This window comes from Stenotrophomonas sp. TWI819, from assembly GCF_039673075.1.
Taxonomy (GTDB): domain Bacteria; phylum Pseudomonadota; class Gammaproteobacteria; order Xanthomonadales; family Xanthomonadaceae; genus Stenotrophomonas; species Stenotrophomonas rhizophila_B.
The window spans coordinates 24,644-40,800 of sequence record NZ_JBDJKY010000001.1 but is presented as its reverse complement, the minus strand read 5'-3'; the positions used below and the strand labels follow the sequence as shown (position 1 = coordinate 40,800).

15 protein-coding genes are annotated in these 16,157 nt (G+C 64.9%); 8 read left to right on the top strand and 7 right to left on the bottom strand.

The window, feature by feature from the left end:
* The first annotated feature begins 11 nt into the window (after nucleotides 1–11).
* Nucleotides 12–1,442 carry a serine hydrolase domain-containing protein gene (locus ABE463_RS00180; protein WP_346466812.1) on the top strand — a complete coding sequence of 477 codons (1,431 nt, stop codon included), beginning with the start codon at nucleotides 12–14 and terminating at the stop codon, nucleotides 1,440–1,442.
* A 273-nt stretch (nucleotides 1,443–1,715) separates the two neighbouring features.
* Complete coding sequence (locus tag ABE463_RS00175; protein WP_346466811.1) at nucleotides 1,716–3,848, top strand: TonB-dependent receptor; 2,133 nt, start codon at nucleotides 1,716–1,718, stop codon at nucleotides 3,846–3,848.
* Between the two features lie 42 nt (nucleotides 3,849–3,890).
* Here the strand turns inward: ABE463_RS00175 and ABE463_RS00170 are convergent, their stop codons facing one another.
* Complete coding sequence (locus ABE463_RS00170) at nucleotides 3,891–4,631, bottom strand: SGNH/GDSL hydrolase family protein (protein ID WP_346467159.1); 741 nt, start codon at nucleotides 4,629–4,631, stop codon at nucleotides 3,891–3,893.
* A 79-nt stretch (nucleotides 4,632–4,710) separates the two neighbouring features.
* On the bottom strand, nucleotides 4,711–5,286 hold the full coding sequence (locus ABE463_RS00165) for a TetR/AcrR family transcriptional regulator (protein ID WP_123729633.1): 576 nt from the start codon (nucleotides 5,284–5,286) through the stop codon (nucleotides 4,711–4,713).
* 81 nt (nucleotides 5,287–5,367) lie between these two features.
* Here ABE463_RS00165 and ABE463_RS00160 point away from each other — a divergent pair, with 81 nt between their 5' ends.
* From ABE463_RS00160 to ABE463_RS00150, 3 genes are all read left to right on the top strand, one after another.
* Nucleotides 5,368–5,907, top strand: a complete 540-nt coding sequence (locus tag ABE463_RS00160; protein ID WP_346466810.1) for a thioesterase family protein — start codon at nucleotides 5,368–5,370, stop codon at nucleotides 5,905–5,907.
* An 82-nt stretch (nucleotides 5,908–5,989) separates the two neighbouring features.
* Nucleotides 5,990–7,009, top strand: coding sequence for a hypothetical protein (locus ABE463_RS00155; protein ID WP_346466809.1), 1,020 nt, complete (start codon nucleotides 5,990–5,992; stop codon nucleotides 7,007–7,009).
* Nucleotides 6,990–7,382: a hypothetical protein gene (locus ABE463_RS00150; RefSeq protein WP_346466808.1), complete on the top strand. Its 393-nt coding sequence runs from the start codon at nucleotides 6,990–6,992 to the stop codon at nucleotides 7,380–7,382. The genes ABE463_RS00155 and ABE463_RS00150 overlap by 20 nt, the downstream gene beginning before the upstream one ends.
* A gap of 65 nt (nucleotides 7,383–7,447) precedes the next feature.
* On the opposite strand, the gene ABE463_RS00145 is transcribed toward ABE463_RS00150, so the two are convergent.
* The 5 genes from ABE463_RS00145 to ABE463_RS00125 all read right to left on the bottom strand — a co-directional run bounded on the left by ABE463_RS00145 (nucleotide 7,448) and on the right by ABE463_RS00125 (nucleotide 13,956).
* A complete protein-coding gene (locus tag ABE463_RS00145) occupies nucleotides 7,448–8,119 on the bottom strand; it encodes an HAD family hydrolase (protein ID WP_346466807.1) in 672 nt (223 codons plus the stop codon).
* A gap of 15 nt (nucleotides 8,120–8,134) precedes the next feature.
* Nucleotides 8,135–8,467, bottom strand: a complete 333-nt coding sequence (locus tag ABE463_RS00140; protein ID WP_346466806.1) for a hypothetical protein — start codon at nucleotides 8,465–8,467, stop codon at nucleotides 8,135–8,137.
* Between the two features lie 48 nt (nucleotides 8,468–8,515).
* Nucleotides 8,516–10,813 (bottom strand): patatin-like phospholipase family protein, encoded by a 2,298-nt coding sequence (locus tag ABE463_RS00135; RefSeq protein ID WP_346466805.1) that lies wholly within the window; start codon nucleotides 10,811–10,813, stop codon nucleotides 8,516–8,518.
* Nucleotides 10,814–10,908: 95 nt separating this feature from the next.
* Complete coding sequence (locus ABE463_RS00130; RefSeq protein ID WP_346466804.1) at nucleotides 10,909–11,355, bottom strand: hypothetical protein; 447 nt, start codon at nucleotides 11,353–11,355, stop codon at nucleotides 10,909–10,911.
* A gap of 135 nt (nucleotides 11,356–11,490) precedes the next feature.
* Complete coding sequence (locus ABE463_RS00125; RefSeq protein ID WP_346466803.1) at nucleotides 11,491–13,956, bottom strand: prolyl oligopeptidase family serine peptidase; 2,466 nt, start codon at nucleotides 13,954–13,956, stop codon at nucleotides 11,491–11,493.
* A 270-nt stretch (nucleotides 13,957–14,226) separates the two neighbouring features.
* Between ABE463_RS00125 and ABE463_RS00120 the strand changes: the two genes are divergently transcribed.
* The 3 genes from ABE463_RS00120 to ABE463_RS00110 all read left to right on the top strand — a co-directional run bounded on the left by ABE463_RS00120 (nucleotide 14,227) and on the right by ABE463_RS00110 (nucleotide 16,156).
* Nucleotides 14,227–14,943, top strand: a complete 717-nt coding sequence (locus ABE463_RS00120; RefSeq protein WP_346466802.1) for a DUF6602 domain-containing protein — start codon at nucleotides 14,227–14,229, stop codon at nucleotides 14,941–14,943.
* A gap of 66 nt (nucleotides 14,944–15,009) precedes the next feature.
* Nucleotides 15,010–15,786, top strand: a complete 777-nt coding sequence (locus ABE463_RS00115) for a HipA family kinase (protein WP_346466801.1) — start codon at nucleotides 15,010–15,012, stop codon at nucleotides 15,784–15,786.
* Complete coding sequence (locus ABE463_RS00110) at nucleotides 15,764–16,156, top strand: DUF3037 domain-containing protein (protein WP_346466800.1); 393 nt, start codon at nucleotides 15,764–15,766, stop codon at nucleotides 16,154–16,156. The genes ABE463_RS00115 and ABE463_RS00110 overlap by 23 nt, the downstream gene beginning before the upstream one ends.
* The last annotated feature ends 1 nt before the right edge of the window (nucleotide 16,157 follow it).

Here is a 16,157-nt window from a genome sequence, read left to right as displayed (position 1 = left end):
GGATGCCCGCAATGCGTCGTTTCGCCTTTGTCGCGGTCCTGCTGCTCGCGGTATCGACGCCGTCCGGCACCGTGCGCGCCGCGGAGTTAGACGCCCGGATCACCCGGCAACTCCACACAAACGCAGAGCGCTATGGCATCGCCGGGCAGTCGGTGCTGATACGGCACAACGGCGCGCTTCTCGTGCAGGCCGTCGCCGGAGAGGCCGACGTCACCACGCATCGGGCGGTGACCGCCGAAACGGTGTTCAATGCTTACTCCCTGGCCAAACTGCTGGTCAGCACCCTGGTCATGCAACGGGTGGAGGCCGGCAGAGTCGAGCTGGATGCACCGGCCAGCCGCTATCTTCCCGATCTGCCCGAGGCTTGGCAGGCGATCACCGTGCGGCAGTTCCTCAACCATGCGTCCGGCGTTCCCGAGTACTTCCAGTACCGGGATGGTGAGGTGATCACCTCGCAGGGCAACCGCTTCCCGGCCACGCCGGCGGAGGTGTTCAATGCACTCGCAAGCACGCCACTGCAGTTCACGCCGGGCACTGCCAACCGGTACACGCAGACCAACTATCTGGTCCTCACCGCGCTGTTGGAAGCGCAATACCAGCAGCCCTATGCGCAGATCGTACGAGACCGCGTGCTGCGACCGCTGTCGATGACGCATACCTCGCTCGGCCCGGCGACGGATGCGCGCCACGAGATCGCCATCGCCTACATCGGCAAGCAGGGCGCCCTGCAGCGCGAAGACGACATCGCCTGGCCATCCTATGCCTACGGGCATGCCGCGCTGCATACAACCGTCGGTGATCTGGACCGCTTCCTGCTGGCCCTGACCCGTGGTGAGCTGGTGGGTCGTGCCACGCTGCAGCAGCTGTGGCAGCCACAGCTGCTGAGCAGCGGACAACGCAGCGGCTTCTCCACGGGTTGGGAATTCGAAGAAAGCGGCGACTACCGCTTCGTGGGGCATGACGGTGGCACGCGGGTACGGGCGCGGATAGCCTTCACCGACGGCCTGGCCGGGGACACTTACAGCTTCATCTACCTCACCAACGGCAGTGCGAAGAATGTGTGGTCGCGCACGCTGGTGGACAGCACCATGGCAGTGGTGGCCCCGATGCAGTTCCCTCGCGAGGCCCTGTCGGAAAGGCTGATCACCTACGCACTGGAGCCCCAGACGGCCGCACGCACAACCGCGTTGAACCAGTGGCTCATCACTACCGGGCGCGGTGATCAGCCGATGCTGGAGCAGGACATCAACCGCGTGGGATACGCGGTGGCCGAGAACCTGGGCCATGCTACCGCGCTGCCGCTGTTCGCCTTCAACGCGACGCTGTTCCCGCGCTCGGCCAATGCCTGGGACAGCCTGGCAGAAACGTATGCCGCCTTGGGCGACGCGAAGCAGGCCGAACGGCTGTACGCCAAGTCGAAAGCGCTGGCAGCGGCCCGGTAATGCCGGCCGCTGGCCGGCAGTCACCGAAATAACACGTAGTGCCGGCCGCTGGCCGGCAGCCAGGCAATCATGGTTCTCACGCGACGGGATCGCGTAGATCCTGGCGAGCCGGCCAGCGGCCGGCACTACGGACATCCCGCCGTCGGCGTTCGTCACCCATACGCCCCACAAGGGTGACGAACACCCCCACATCCTGTTAACTTGCGCGCCCCACATGAAGTTGACAGGGTGCCGCGGCGACGTGGGCCGTGTCCGCACTGATACCGCGCACGAATGACTGCTCTCCCGAATCGCTCCACCGCCCCTGCCCTGTCCCTGCTCGCCGCTGCCTTGCTGGCCAGCCTTGCCACCACCGACATCGCCCATGCCGCGCCCGCCGGTCAGGCGGTCACCCTGGATGCGGTGAACGTCACCGCCGCCGACGCCACCGAGGCTGCGCGCCGCGCGCTCGACCGGGTCCCCGGCGCAGGTAACGTTGTCGATATGACGCAGGTCGGCCAGGGCCGCGTTGCCGGCACGGCCGATGTACTCGCCTACCAGCCCGGCATCAGCGCGCAGAGCGCCGGCAATGAAGGCGTCAAGGTCTCCATCCGCGGTTCGGGCCTCAACCGGGCGCCGGGTGCGCATGCCTCCGGCCTGTCGGTCTCGCTGGATGGTCTGCCGCTGACCGGCCCGGGTGGCACGCCGTACGAGCTGCTGGAGCCGCTGTGGCTGAGCCGCGTCGAAGTGCTGCGGGGTGCCAACGGGTTCGAGCGCGGCGCGCTGGCCTTGGGCGGTGCGATCAACTACATCACCCGCAGCGGCCGCGATACGCCCGGGCTCGAGCTGCACTACGAAGCCGGCGCACGCGGTTACCAGAAGCGCGCGATCAGCCTGGGTGGCGTGCGGGACGCGGTCGACTACTTCATCGCCTACAGCGACACCGAGTACGACGGCTATCAGCAGCACGCCACCGGCAAGGGCAAGGGTGCGGTGGCCAACATCGGCTGGCAGCTCACGCCGCAACTGGAGACGCGCTTCTTCCTGCGCTACCGCGAGACCGATCACGAAACCCCGGGACGCCTCACCCGCGCGCAGATCCGCAACGCCCCCCGCGCCGCCAATCCGGCCAACGTGGCCATCGATGCGCGCCGCCCGCAGCCGGGCAGCACCTGGTTCGGCAACACCACTACCTACACGATCGATGACGATTCATCGCTGCAGGCGGGCCTCGTGTATCACAAGTACCCGATGGACTTGAACGAGAGCCTGTACCGCCAGCAGCTGAACTACGCCAACCTCAACGGCACGCTGGACTACCGCCGCCGGCACGCGCTGTTCGGGCATGACAGCGTGACTACGATCGGCCTGCGCGTCACCCACGATCTGGATGCCAACGTGCGCGAGACCCTGCGCTTTTCCAGCAACGGATACGCGGCCGGCACGCACACCCGCGACTTTGAGCATTACGGCACCGACAGCGTGCTGCACATCGGCAACGATCTGGCGCTGAGCGACACGCTGCGCCTGCAGACCGGCCTGGCGTTGATCCACACCCGCCGCGATGTGCAGGTCAGCTGGCCGACGACGGCAGAGAAATTGTCCGAGCGCCAGTGGGATTACGCGCCGCGGCTGGGCTTCACCTGGCAGCAGACGCCGCAGACGCAGTGGTTCGGCAACCTGAGCCGCTCGGTGGAACCGGCCCACCCGTGGTCGATGATCTGGGGCTCGAACAAGTATTTCGCCGCCGGCAACGGTGCCTCCACGGGCCGCCAGCGCGCGCCGGTGGAACTGGACAACCAGACCGCGACCACGCTGGAACTCGGTGCGCGCGGCGACAGCGCGCTCGGCCGCTGGGAACTGACCGGCTATTACGCACGGCTCAACCACGAACTGCTCACCGTGGAAGTGCAGCCGGTGCCGAACCTGTTCATCGCCGAATCCAACGCCAGCCCGACCGTGCACCGCGGCATCGAAGCCGGCCTGGACAGTGCGCTCTGGCAGGGCATCGGCGGCCGGCTGTCGCTGCGCCAGGCCTACACCTTCAGCGACTTCCGCTACCGCGATGATGCGCGCTTCGGCAGCAACCGCCTGCCCGGCCTGCCGCGTCACTACTACCAGGCCGAACTGCGCTACGACCACCCGGCCGGCTTCTATGCCGGGCTCAACACCGAGTACGCGTCGAAGATGTTCGTCGACTATGCCAACAGCATGGCCGCCGACAGCCACGTGATCTTCGGCACCCGCATCGGCTACGACGCCCCCGGCGGTCGCTGGCAGGCTTGGGCGGAGTTGCGCAACCTGACCGACCGCCACTACGCCGCCACGGTCACGCCGGGCTACGACGATGCGGGCAAGGATGTCGCGCGCTCGACGCCCGGTGATGGGCGTGGTGTGTATGCCGGCGTACGCTGGCGCTTCGACTGACGTCGTCGCGCCGTAGCTGGGCCAGCCGGCTGGAACCCGGCCTCAGCGCGCCAGTGCCTTGGTGACGGCAGCCTCGGCCAGCGGCACCATCTTCGCGTAACCGGTCGGCGTGGGATGCACGCCATCGCTGGCCAGCTCGGGGTCGAGGCCGCCGTCCTTGTTGGTCAGGGCCGTGTGGTAGTCCAGATAGACCACGCCCTGTTGCTCCGCATACGCCCGCAGGGCCTTGTTGAGCGAGGTCACTTTGCCGGCGGGCTGCACGCCCGGCTGCCACGGGTAATCGCTGACCGGCAGCACCGAGGCGAGCACGATGCGGATGTTGTGCGCCTGCGCCAGTTCCACCATCGCGTGCAGGTTGTCTTCGATCATCGCCTGCGTGGTCGGCCCGGTGTTGCCGGCGATATCGTTGGTGCCGGCGAGGATCACCACCAGCGCCGGTTTGAGTGCGATGACGTCCTGTTGGAAGCGCACCAGCATCTGCGCTGTGGTCTGCCCGGAAATACCGCGGTTGACGTACGGCTTGCCCGGGAAGAAACGATCACTGCCGGTCGGTCCCCAGCCTTCGGTGATCGAATCGCCGTAGAACACCACCCGCTTGGTCCCAGGCGCGACGGGTGCCAGCGCGGCGTTCTCGGCGCGGTAGCGCTGCAACTGCGGCCAGTCCAGCAGGCGCTGCTGCATCTCCGTGATCTGTGCGGGCGTCGCCTTGTCGGCAGGCACCAGATACAGCGGATTGATCGCAGGACCATCCTGCGCCTGGGCCAGTGGGTGAAGCGCGCACAGCACCAGGCCGGCGGCAAGGGCGAAGGGACGGGTCAAGGCTGGCACGGTGCGGCGCTCCGGTAAGGGCAAGCCAGCAGTCTCAGCGATCCGCCACCAGCGATTCAAGCTGCAGCGCGACGCGATCGAACGGGCCGATGTCACGCATCGCCCGGCACATCGCCACCGCGCCCTCCACGCTGGCGATGATCATCGTCGCCAGCGCGTGCGCCTGCCCGGGCGTACGGGCGTCGGTGCACAACGCCTCGCTCAGCCGGGCTTCCCAGCTGGCAAACACAACGGCGGCCGCCCGCTGAGCATCGTCGGGCGCCGCATCGATCGGCTCTTCGACCGCAGCCGCCAGCACCGGGCAGCCCGCATGGAAGTCCGAACGGATCAACCGCTCGCGCCACATCGCCAGAAACAGCGACAGGCCCTCGGCACCACCGGCCTGCAGGCAAGTGGCCAGCACGCTATCGACTTTTGCGCCGGCCAACGTGGTGGCCTCGGCCAGCACCTGTTGCTTGCCGCCCGGGAAATGGTGATAGGTGGACCCGAACGGCGCCTGCGCACGCTTGGCGACCTCGCGGACACTGGAGGCATTGAGCCCATACGTGGCCAGCATTTCCGCTGCCGCAGCCACCACGCGTTGCGGGGCATCGGAATGGCGTGCGCTCATGGCCGGATTCCTTGCTAAGACAGGTGTCATAGACTAGCGTATTTGCATTATGACAACTGTAATAGAAACGACGGCCCGCTCATGAATCTCTGGTTCCGCCTGCTGCTCCTGCTGCTGTCCACCCCATTCAAGCCGAAACTGGCCGCGCCGTTTGCGGTGTCGCGACTGAACTTCCGGGTGCTGCCCAACGACATCGACAGCAACCTGCACATGACCAACGGGCGCTACTGGACGATCTTCGACCTGGGTCGCCTGGACCTGGTGTTTCGGATGGGCCTGGGCCGCGTGGCCTGGCGCTCGAAGTGGGCACCCATCGTGAGCGGCGGCACCATCCAGTTCCGGCGTGAGCTGAAACCGTTCCAGCGTTTCGTGCTGGAGACCCGCATGGTCGGCTGGGCCGGCACGCGCATCATCATGGAACAGCGCGTGTTGATCGGCGAGGAAGAGAAAGTCGCCACGCGCGCGCTGCTGATCACCGGCGTCTACGACCGTCGGCACCGCCGCTTCGTCTCTACCGATCAGATGATGGAGGCCATTGGCGCGCCTGTTGTGCCCTCACCGGAGCTGAGCAAGGCGGCGCAGGCATTGCTTGCCGCAGAGACAGCGATGAAGGAAGACTGATGCTGACGGCTCGCAATCCACGCAACGCATCGAGACTGGATCTTGGATAGAATTCATCTACAGGGGAAACAGCCAACAACCTATGGATCACACCGTACACGGACAGAACGGCATGACGTGGGCGCAATGGAAGCGCATGCATGTTGAAAGGCTCCGTCATCCAGCCAATTTTGAAGCGCTGTTCGTAGACCGCGTTCTTTCGCACATTGCATTGATTGACCCTGAGGACGTGGTACCGCAGTACGCGTTCGTCGATGACGCCGGAAAACGGCGACGTATCGACTTCATGATTATCAATCCTCACAAGGGCTATCTGCTTCCGATCGAGCTGGATGGCGCATCCAAAGACCCGACTCCGGGCAAGTGGGTTGATTTCCTTGATCGCCAGAATGCCGTCGTCAGGAGCTTTGGAACCATCCTGCGGTACGCCAATCTGAAGATGCTCAACAATCCAGATGAGATCATCAGGGAGGTATCCGAGCAGCTCTTGTCGCAGGCATCCAGAATGTCCGCCCGCGCAGTTCAGATCGATGCCACGCACGCAATCGCTGCTCCACCGGATTCAGCGCCATCGCCTTCGACCCGTGCGTCCCCTGCTCCCGCCGGGAGTGCGTCCGCGCAGATGCGTGCCCCAGCAGCGATAGGGATGCGTGCGCTGCTTGCGATCTGCGCCTTGATCTTCGGTGGAGTGAGCATGTTGGTTGTCGCTCGTCACCTGAGCTCCGGCGAGCCACCCACGGTTTCCCCCGGCACTACTGGTGCCGCTTCTTCCCACGCAGCGGTCCCCGTATCCGCTGCGAACCGGGACAGGCCCGCACCCCATTCAATAGCCGCATCCGAGGCCGGCGCACACGTTGGCCAGTTCCGTGTCGTGTGCGGACGACTGTCCGGCATCCGCCGGATATCGTCCGGGATGTTCATCAACTTCGACTACCCCTATCCGGATGAAACGCTGAGTGCCGTGATATGGGCGGATCATCTGCAGACTGTCAGCCCCCCATCCTTTGCGACGGGAGCGCATCTCTGTATCGAGGGGACCATCAAAACCTACCGTGGCAAGCCACGCATCGAGATCGAGAAAGATGAGCAGATTCTCCGTTGATTCAAAAGTGGTGCGCGGCCTTTCGCTGCTGATGCTCGCGTTCGCCGGCATGACTCCCGTCAAGGCCGAGGACCGAATTGAAGCCAGCAAGGCACCGTTCCACGTGGGCAAAACGGTGCTCGCCTGCGGCAGCGTTGCGCAGGTCACTCAGCAGCCGAAGGTCATTTACCTCAATCTTGACCGCCGCTTCCCAGACCAGACGCTTGGCCTGGTCGTATGGCAAAGCGACCGTGCTGCCTTTGAATCGCGCCTGGGGTCACTTGCCTCTCTGCAGGGAAAGCGCGTCTGTGCACGTGGCAGGATTGAAGACTTCCGCAACAAGCTTCAACTGGTGGTCAAGAATCCACAGTTCCTGAGATTGATGACCAACTGAGCGGAGAGCCCCGCACCGCATCAGTAAGGGCTGGTGCGACTGACTGCCCACGATACTGGCGACACTCAGGGCACACGCCAACGCAGAACATCCGCCTTGGTAGTCATCGCCAGTTCGATCATGCGCAGACACTTCTCCCCCGGGCTGACCAGATACCACTGCTCGCTGTTGCGCAGCAGCGGCAGATCGGCGCGGTGATCGGTGTAGGCCGTGCGCCACGGTGGCGGATAACCGCGCTCGGTCAGCATGGGAATCTTGTTCTCACCAATGCAGTGGTTTTCGCTGACCCAACCGCCGACACACGGCCGCAGGGTCGAGGCGACCAGCGGTACGTCCTTCAAACCTTCGCGTTCCAGCAACGCGCGCGCCAACGGCTCCCAGCAGCCGGTGGCGATGACAACCTCGTCGCCCTGGGCAAGATGGTGGCGCAGTCGTTCGACGCCCTCAGGCAGGAACACAGGCTCCGGGCCGGCGAATACCTCGTCGGCATGCACCACGGCAAGCCTGGCCAGCGCCTCGCGGCTGCGTCCGAACGTCGCCATCCACACGGCGAAGCATACCGGCCTCCGTCGCGTGCGCGGTAATGCCCAGAGCGGCGCCAGCACCGGCAGCGCGAGCATGACACCGGCGATCCGCCACGGTTGGCGGCGCAGCAGACCTTTGAAGAACCGGCTTGCCGTTTCCCAGCGGGTCAGCGTCAAGTCGAAATCAAATACCACCACAGTGCGGTCTGACATCCGTATCAGCTCCTTTCAGAAGACGCCCTGCACCAGCAGGTTGTCGTCATCGGTCGGTGTGAGCACCAACCCATAAGCCTCGTTTCCCAGATGGAAGCCTGCCGAGCAGATCGCGTCCCAGCCCTGCCCGCAATCCACTTCGGGATGCGCGGCAAAGACGGGCGTGCCCTCGTTGTCGGGCGCGGATGCGAGCCATCCGGCCTTGATGAGCAGCGCCTTGGCCTGCGCGTACGGCATGCCGACGGTGATGCCGATCTGCGTCCACGCGGCGGGCAGCGACGGTGCATCAGCGGCATGCACGTGGCCGGCAGACAGCAGGAGCACCACAGCCAGGAACATCGATTTCATCGGCATCACATCAACACCATGGCTGCACAGGATAAAGCGCAGAACCCATCAGAACCCATCCAGTGTCCGCAGCAGTGAGCCAAAGGTCAGATAGAACGAAGTGTGCCCACCGTGCGCGCGCCCATACCCCAGGAACACCGGCCCCAGGAACGTATCGGCGCCGACGAACAGGCTGCCTGCGGTCTGCATGCCATCCAGGCTGACATCCTCGCGGCGCTGCCAGAATCCGCCCCACTCCACACTGCCGCCGACATACAGCGGGATGGTCAGCAGCGAATCGGCGTGCGCGACGCGACGGTAATACACCACCCGGGCCAGCGCGGTCTGCGGCGCGAAGATGGATTCTTCCGGATAGCCAGACAGATTTCCCAGCCCACCCAGGAAGCCGTACGTGGCCAGCAGGTCATCGCCGCCGTGTGCGGAGGACGCGCGCAGGCCGCCCAGCCAGCGGTTGTGACCGTGCGCCCATGCCCCATCCCACTGCACCCGCGTGACCGCCGCCGAATTGTCGGTGCCCAGTGCATCGAGATAGTGCTGCCGCGTGAGCGACAGGCGCTGGCCGCGACCGGGGAAGGCCGAGCTGTCGATCGAATCGTGGCGCAGCTGCCAGCCGACGCTGCCCATGTCCGCGCGATAATTGCCCAGCTCGGTGGGGTTGCCGACGTCCAGGCGCAGGCGCTCACGGCCGCGCTCGCCGAACAGCGCGATTTCCCAATCCGGATGTGGCGAATATGCCCAACGCAGTCCGCCCAGCCACTGGCTGTAACGGAACTCGGCGAGTGCGCCGCCGCGCATCAGCGCCAGGTCCAGATCGGTGGCGCGGTACTTGGCATAGGTGGACAGCGCATGCCGACCACTGCTGCCGAACGGCCGGTAGTACTCGGCGAACGCCTCTTCGACTTCGCCCAGCCCCACACGCAGCTTCAGCTCCGCGCCCTGCTCGCTGAGGCCGGTACGGGTCAGCTCCGTGATGAGCTGGTAGTTGCTGCTGCCGTCGAAATCATCGGACAGGCGCAGCGCGAAATGCAGGAAATCCGGACCCCAACGTTTGTCCTGCGGTGCGAGCACCAGGCCCTGTTGCCCGTCACGCTCTTCCAGCCGCCACTGCACCTGCTGGTAGCGGCCCTCGCCGTAGGCCGTGGCCACGTTCTGCTCCACGCGGTCCGGTGCCAGCGGCTGGCCGACCTCCGGCTTCAGGCGCTGCTCGATATAGCGCGCGGTACGTGTCTTATCGCGCAGCACATCGATGAAGGCCACGATCGGCGCTTCATACGCCGGCGGCCGATGCTGGCGCTGGAAGGCGGCGTAGCGAGTATCGTCCACCTGGAAGCGACGAACCGCCGCGACCTCGGCCTGCGCGGCCTGCTCACCGACGCCGACCGCCTGTGGTGAGCGGTTGAAGTCCTGGCTGCCCATCTCGCCCAGCGGCGGTGTGATCAGCAGATCCTGTGGCCCGAGCGTGGCCAACTGCGCGAGTACTTCGCGCTGCATCAGCACGCTGGCCATCTGGTGGCTGATCGCCAAGGGTGAATCCAGCTGCGCTTCGGTCATCAACGGCGAGCCGACCCGCGACACGATCAGCCGCTGCGCGCCCAGCCGCCGCGCCTCATCGATCGGCACGTTGTCGACCACCCCACCATCCACCAGCAGATGGTCCTCATAGCGGACCGGCGCGAACACGCCCGGCACCGACATGCTCGCGCGGATGGCCAAGGCCAGATCGCCCTGTGCGAACACCACCTTCTCGCCGCTGACGATATCGGTGGCGATGGCCCGGAACGGAATCGGCAGATGATCGAAGTCGCGCACCTGCCAGGTCGGCAGCAGCAGGCGGCGCAGCAGCATCTCCAGCTTCTGGCCCTGGATCAGCCCCTGCGGGAACGCGATCTTGCCGTTGCTCAGGCCGACTTCGACGCCGCCCAGCAGGCGCAGGTCATCTTCCTTGCGGCGCATGCTGCGCTCATCGCGTGGCGGTTTGTCGCGCAGCACCTCGGCCCAGTCGATCCGGTCCAGCACTGCCTCGATCTCGTCGGCCGTGTAACCGGAGGCATACAAGCCGCCGACCACCGCGCCCATCGAGGTGCCGACGATGCAGTCGATCGGCACGCGCTCGCGCTCCAGCACCTTGAGCACGCCGATATGGGCCGCGCCGCGGGCACCGCCACCGCCAAGGACCAGGCAGGTGCGGGGGCGGTCGGGAACCTGCGTTGCGGAATCAACGGGCGCGGGAGCGGTCTGCGCCACCGCCATGAGCGGGGCGAACGCCAGCGCTGCCAGGACGAACAGCCAGCGGCTGCACCGACGCCGCGTGGCGGGACCGGTGGGTTGTAATGGTGTCTGCTGCATTCGATCCCTCGCTCCCCGGTACCCGGCATCCCCTTGAAGCGCACTTTGCCTGCCGGGCCGGGCGAGGTCCACCCGTCGCGCGTCGGTCCGCCATCTCAACGGCCGATGGGAAGAAAGCCCACCAGTGCCACGACCAGACAGACCAGGCCGCCAGCCAGCGGCAGATAGGTGGCCCATACCGGCGCCCCTTGGCCGATCGCGAAGGCGACGAACGCTTCCCGTATGCTCCGGCCGGTCAGGAACGGAATGACGACCAGTGCCAGCAGGGGCAACAGCGAGGCGAGCCCGAAGCCGAGGAATGCCGGCCGGTGATCGTTGCTGGCAAATCCGCCCAGCGGGTACAGGGCCAATCCCACTAGTAATCCCACGAAGAACAGGGCGTTGGCGACCCGGATCGTGGTGCGATGACGGCGCCGCAACACGGCCCTGGACCAGCCACGGAAGTGCGTCTGCAATCCCCTCGCCCAGTACGCGACGAACCATGTGGCGATGATGCCGCCGACGACACCGCTGCCCGCCGGTCCCCAAGATTGGATATCCATGCCTGCGTCCTTGTGGTCTGACCCGAGTGTAATTCCATCACCGGCCCGGAATGCAGAACGGCCGCCCATTGCGGGCGGCCGTGGGTCTGATGCGTATCGCGGCTCACTGATGAGCGGCGATACCGATGTCTCGCCTCAGCGCTTGGCCGGCGGCGCATTCTTCACATAGGTATCAAACCAGGTCAGCATTTCCGACACTAACTGCTCGTTGGATTCCAGCGCGGTGTACCAATGCGGTTCGTGCGGCAGCATCACCAGGCGCGTGGTGCCGCCATTGCCGCGGATCGCCTGGAACAGCTTGCGCGACTGGAATGGCTCGGTGCCGGGGTTGGCGTCATCCTCGCCGTGGACCAGCAGCAGTGGCAGCTTGATCTTGTCGGCATAGAAGAACGGCGAGGCCTTCAGGTACACGTCCTGCGCCTGCCAGACCGAGCGACGTTCGTTCTGGAACCCGAACGGGGTGAAGGTCTTGTTGTACGAGCCGCTGGTGGCGACCCCGGCCTTGAACAGGTCGGTATGCGCGATCAGGTTGGCGGTCATCAGGCCCCCATGGCTGTGCCCAGTGACGCCGATCCGGTTGCGGTCGACCACGCCCAGCTCCACGGCCTTGTCCACCGCGGCCTTGGCATCGGCTTCAAGCTGTTCCAGATACGTGTTGTAGGCGGTTTTCGGGTCGCCGACGATCGGGAACGAGGCATTGTCGATGATCGCGTAGCCGGCCAGCAGCATCAGCCGGTACGGTGCCAGGCGGGTGAAGGTCTGCTGCGAACCGGACACCTGCCCCGCCTGCGCGGCGTTGGCGAAATCGGCCGGGTAGGCGTAGAGAATCGCCGGCACGCGCTGGCCTTCCTTGTACCCCGGCGGCGTGTACAGGGTGAACGACAGGTCCACGCCATCAGCACGCTTGTAGGTGACCAGGCGCTTCTTGATCTGACGCACTTCGGGGGTCGGGTCCACCAGGTGGGTCAGTGCATCCGGCTTGGACGCGAACTGCGCTTCGCCCGGCTGGGCGGCGGCGACCGGTTCGCCCAGCAGGCGCACGAACGCATTCGGCGCATCGGTGACCGACTGGTGCCACGTCAGCAGGTGGCCCGGCGTGGCGCTGAAGCCGATGAACTGCTCATAGGCATCGGCATCGCTGCGGAACAGGCGCTCGGTTTTCAGGCTGCCGAGGTTGAGTGCGTCCAGGAAGGGACGATCGCCCTGAGGCGACGCACCCTGCCCGCGCAGGAACACGTTGTTGCCGTCCTGGCGCACCACGTAGGCGCCGTTGAGCAGGCGCTGGTAAACGAAATTGCCCGGGTCCTCGTACAACTCATCGCTGGAAAGATCCCACAGCAGGCGACCCTCCTGCTTCGGGTTGTCCACGTTGACGATGCGGGTCTGGCGCCAATGGCGGTTCTCGTCGTTCTCATCGAGGAAGGCAACGTCCGGCTGCGCCGTCCACCCCAGTCCTTCGAAACGCTGTGCGGTGCGCGCGATCTCGGTGGGCTTTGCGGTGAACGGGGCCTTGCGCATCAGCACGCGGTCACGATGCGGGACGGTGACTTTCCAGTCGCCCTTGTCCAGCGCCTCGGCGTAGACCAGCGTGGCTGGATCGGTGGCGCGCCAATCGAAATCACGCGGGCCTTCCGGCACGCCGTGCACAGGTACGCGGTCGGCCAGCGGCAGGCTGGCAATCGGCGTGCTGCGGCCGCTGGCGATATCCACTACCGCCACGTCATTGGCGAAACGCTGGTAGGTCACCGCATGCGAGAACGGTGCCTTGAGCGTCGTGGTGAGCACATGCACGCCATCCGGTGCGGCCCCGACGCTGTCCAGCAGCGCCGGGGCACCCACGGTGCGCACGGTGTTGGAGGTGGTATCCACGACCGCCAGCTGCGACTGGCCGTAATAGGCGAACAGCGCTTCATCGTAGGCACTGGTCAGCGTATCGCGGGCTTCGTAGGTGCTGCTTTCGCCGGCCGTGCCCAGCGACTCCTGGATGTCCGGGCCGATCGCACCGTCCGCAGACGGTGCCGGGCCCTGCGTGGCAGGCACCAGCTTGACCAGCAACTGCTGGCTGCCGCCGAGCCACTGCACGGTGCTGCCGAAGATCGGATTGAGCGCGACGTTGGGAACCTGGCGGACCTGACCGGTGACCGCATCGCCGACCCACAGCTGCACGCTGTCATCGACCACATTCTGGAACGCGAAGCGCTGGCCGTCGGCCGACCACTGCGCCATGCCGGCACACCCGTTGGGCAGCGCCACCTTGGTAGAGCGGCCGCTGAGGGTCTCCACCACGGTGAAGTCACCGACGCACGGTGGAATGCCGTAGCCGCCCGGGGTGTCATGGCGGCTGCGGTTCTTCGGCTCCAGGCGCACACCGGCCAGCTTCAGGTACGGCTGGGCAACGCGGGTGATCGAGGGATAGGTCTGCGTGGTGGTCAGCAGCAGGCGCTGGCCGGTCGGGTCGACACTGGGTGTCGGCGGCGGCGGCGCCTTGAGCACCTTGAGCAAGCCCTCCGGTGGTGTGGCGTAGCCGGCGAAGGCCGGTGCAGCAAACACAAGGCCGAGGCTGGCAACGGCCGCAGCCAGCGAGGTACGACGAACGTGCATAGATGCTCCCCTGCATTGTCGGGACTGCCCGATCTCGGACATAGAATGTACCACCGCCTAACGCAGAGGAAATCGGCCCACGGGTCCTTTCCATAGGGGCGCAAGTGGCAACCCTGCCGTTCAGATGACGACGTAATCATTGCGCGGACTCTATCGACTCAGACACCGTTGCACCACGAAGATGAACTCCAGCACGCAGGTCAAATCTCTACTAGCATGGGTTCCATAGAGGCATAGCCACACAAAAATAATTACTGGAGAGCCGTAATCGTGAAGCCCCTCCTTCAATATTGCAACGGCGCCATCCGTGCGCTAGCGGCTCAGTATGAAATGAGTAAAGTCTTAGGGCATTCGCCAACAGCAGGAACCGTTCGCGAGAATCTTATCCACGACTTTTTGACCTCTCACCTGCCAGAAATGACTAGCGCTGTAAGCGGCGTAATTGTGGATTCAGACGGAAATCGTTCCAAGCAGCAAGACATCGTCCTGATGTTAAAATCAATGCCTAGATTGCGCTTCAACAGCGGACACGACCTAATCTTCCAAGAGGGTGTTGTTGCGACGATTGAGATAAAAACGCAAGTAACCGCCTCAATTCTCGCTGAAATCGCCAGGAATATTTGTAGCGTCAGAAAATTAAAGCCAACCAGTCTCGGCGGCACGCAGATGGGTAACATCGATTGGCCCTGGTGCAGAATTCTCCACTGTGCCGTGAGTTATGGAGGATCTGAGCTTGAAACAATCGCCCACGCGATCAGCATCCTTGATGATGACTCCAAGCCGGACATCTACTTGGATCTCAGCAAGGGGATCCTCTTAAGGAATGAAGGACTGCTCTTCGAGAAGATTGGCGAAAGTGAATACGTTGTCTTCAATGACCCCGGAGAAGGGTTGGCGAGGTTGCTTTTATCCTTGTCTCTCGTAACGAGCTCCTACTCTGTGAGAGAGATCGCCTGGAAGAACTATCTTTCAGAGGCATCCAAGTAGGTTGTGACGCCTTTGGAGGTTTCGGCTACGGTATCCTTGCATCGTTCAACCGCTCCCGGACGCACCATGCGAACCGTGCACGCCCTCCGTTATGTCACCCCGCTGCGCGAAGGCGGCTCCCTGCCCGCCGTCGTCGAGACCGACGACGATGGCATGGTGGTGCTCAAGTTCCGCGGCGCCGGCCAAGGGCCCAAGGCGCTGATCGCCGAACTGATCGCAGGCGAAATCGCCCGGACGCTCGGCCTGCCGATTCCGGAAATCCTGTTCGTCGAGCTGGACCGCGAGTTCGCGCGGACCGAGCCGGACCCGGAGATCCAGGACCTGATCCGCGCCAGCGAAGGCTTGAACCTGGGCAGCGATTACCTGCCCGGCGCGATCAACTACGACCCGGCCGCGATGCAGCCCGATGCGGAACTCGCCTCGAAGATCGTGTGGTTCGATGCGTTCACCAGCAACGTGGACCGCACCGCGCGCAATCCGAATCTGATGGTGTGGCACCGCAAGCTGTACCTGATCGACCATGGCGCAGCGATGTATTTCCATCACGATTGGGCCAGCGCTGGCGAGGCGTGCAAGAAGCCGTTCGTGCTGATCCGCGATCATGTGCTGTTGCCGTTCGCCACGCAGATTGCCGAGGTCGATGCCGGCCTCGCGGTGATGCTGCCCGATGCGGAGATCGAGCGCATTGTCGCCCTGGTACCGGACAGCTGGCTGGTGGACGAACCCCTGTTCGACAGCCCGGCGGCCTACCGCCAGGCCTATATCGACTACCTGCAGCACCGCCTTCGCGTTCGCGCGGCCTTTGTACAGGAGGCCGTCCGTGCCCACACTGCACACGTATGACTATGCGGTGATCCGCGTGGTGCCCCGCGTCGAACGCGAGGAGTTCATCAACGTGGGCGTCATCGTCTCCTGCCCCGGTGCCAAGCATCTGGAAGCGGCGATCGAGCTGGATCTGGAGCGGCTGCGTGCCTTCGCGCCCGCCCTGGATATTGAAGGCCTGCAGCCGTGGCTGGACGCCATCGTGGCAATCTGCCGCGGCGACGCGAACGCAGGCCCCATCGCGCAGTTGCCGGCGCGTGCACGCTTCCATTTCTTGACCGCCAAACGCAGCTCGGTGGTGCAGATGTCGAGCACGCATGTGGGGCGCACGGCGGATCCAGCCGGTGTGGTGGAGCATCTGATGCGTAAGATGGTGCGGGTACCGACGTAGC

Excerpts from the sequence above, each read along its gene's own strand:
- ABE463_RS00180 (WP_346466812.1), top strand. The coding sequence starts at position 12 with ATGCGTCGTTTCGCCTTTGTCGCGGTCCTGCTGCTCGCGGTATCGACG.
- ABE463_RS00175 (WP_346466811.1), top strand. The coding sequence starts at position 1,716 with ATGACTGCTCTCCCGAATCGCTCCACCGCCCCTGCCCTGTCCCTGCTC.
- ABE463_RS00165 (WP_123729633.1), bottom strand. The coding sequence starts at position 5,286 with ATGAGCGCACGCCATTCCGATGCCCCGCAACGCGTGGTGGCTGCGGCA.
- ABE463_RS00160 (WP_346466810.1), top strand. The coding sequence starts at position 5,368 with ATGAATCTCTGGTTCCGCCTGCTGCTCCTGCTGCTGTCCACCCCATTC.
- ABE463_RS00155 (WP_346466809.1), top strand. The coding sequence starts at position 5,990 with ATGGATCACACCGTACACGGACAGAACGGCATGACGTGGGCGCAATGG.
- ABE463_RS00150 (WP_346466808.1), top strand. The coding sequence starts at position 6,990 with ATGAGCAGATTCTCCGTTGATTCAAAAGTGGTGCGCGGCCTTTCGCTG.
- ABE463_RS00145 (WP_346466807.1), bottom strand. The coding sequence starts at position 8,119 with ATGTCAGACCGCACTGTGGTGGTATTTGATTTCGACTTGACGCTGACC.
- ABE463_RS00140 (WP_346466806.1), bottom strand. The coding sequence starts at position 8,467 with ATGAAATCGATGTTCCTGGCTGTGGTGCTCCTGCTGTCTGCCGGCCAC.
- ABE463_RS00135 (WP_346466805.1), bottom strand. The coding sequence starts at position 10,813 with ATGCAGCAGACACCATTACAACCCACCGGTCCCGCCACGCGGCGTCGG.
- ABE463_RS00130 (WP_346466804.1), bottom strand. The coding sequence starts at position 11,355 with ATGGATATCCAATCTTGGGGACCGGCGGGCAGCGGTGTCGTCGGCGGC.
- ABE463_RS00125 (WP_346466803.1), bottom strand. The coding sequence starts at position 13,956 with ATGCACGTTCGTCGTACCTCGCTGGCTGCGGCCGTTGCCAGCCTCGGC.
- ABE463_RS00115 (WP_346466801.1), top strand. The coding sequence starts at position 15,010 with ATGCGAACCGTGCACGCCCTCCGTTATGTCACCCCGCTGCGCGAAGGC.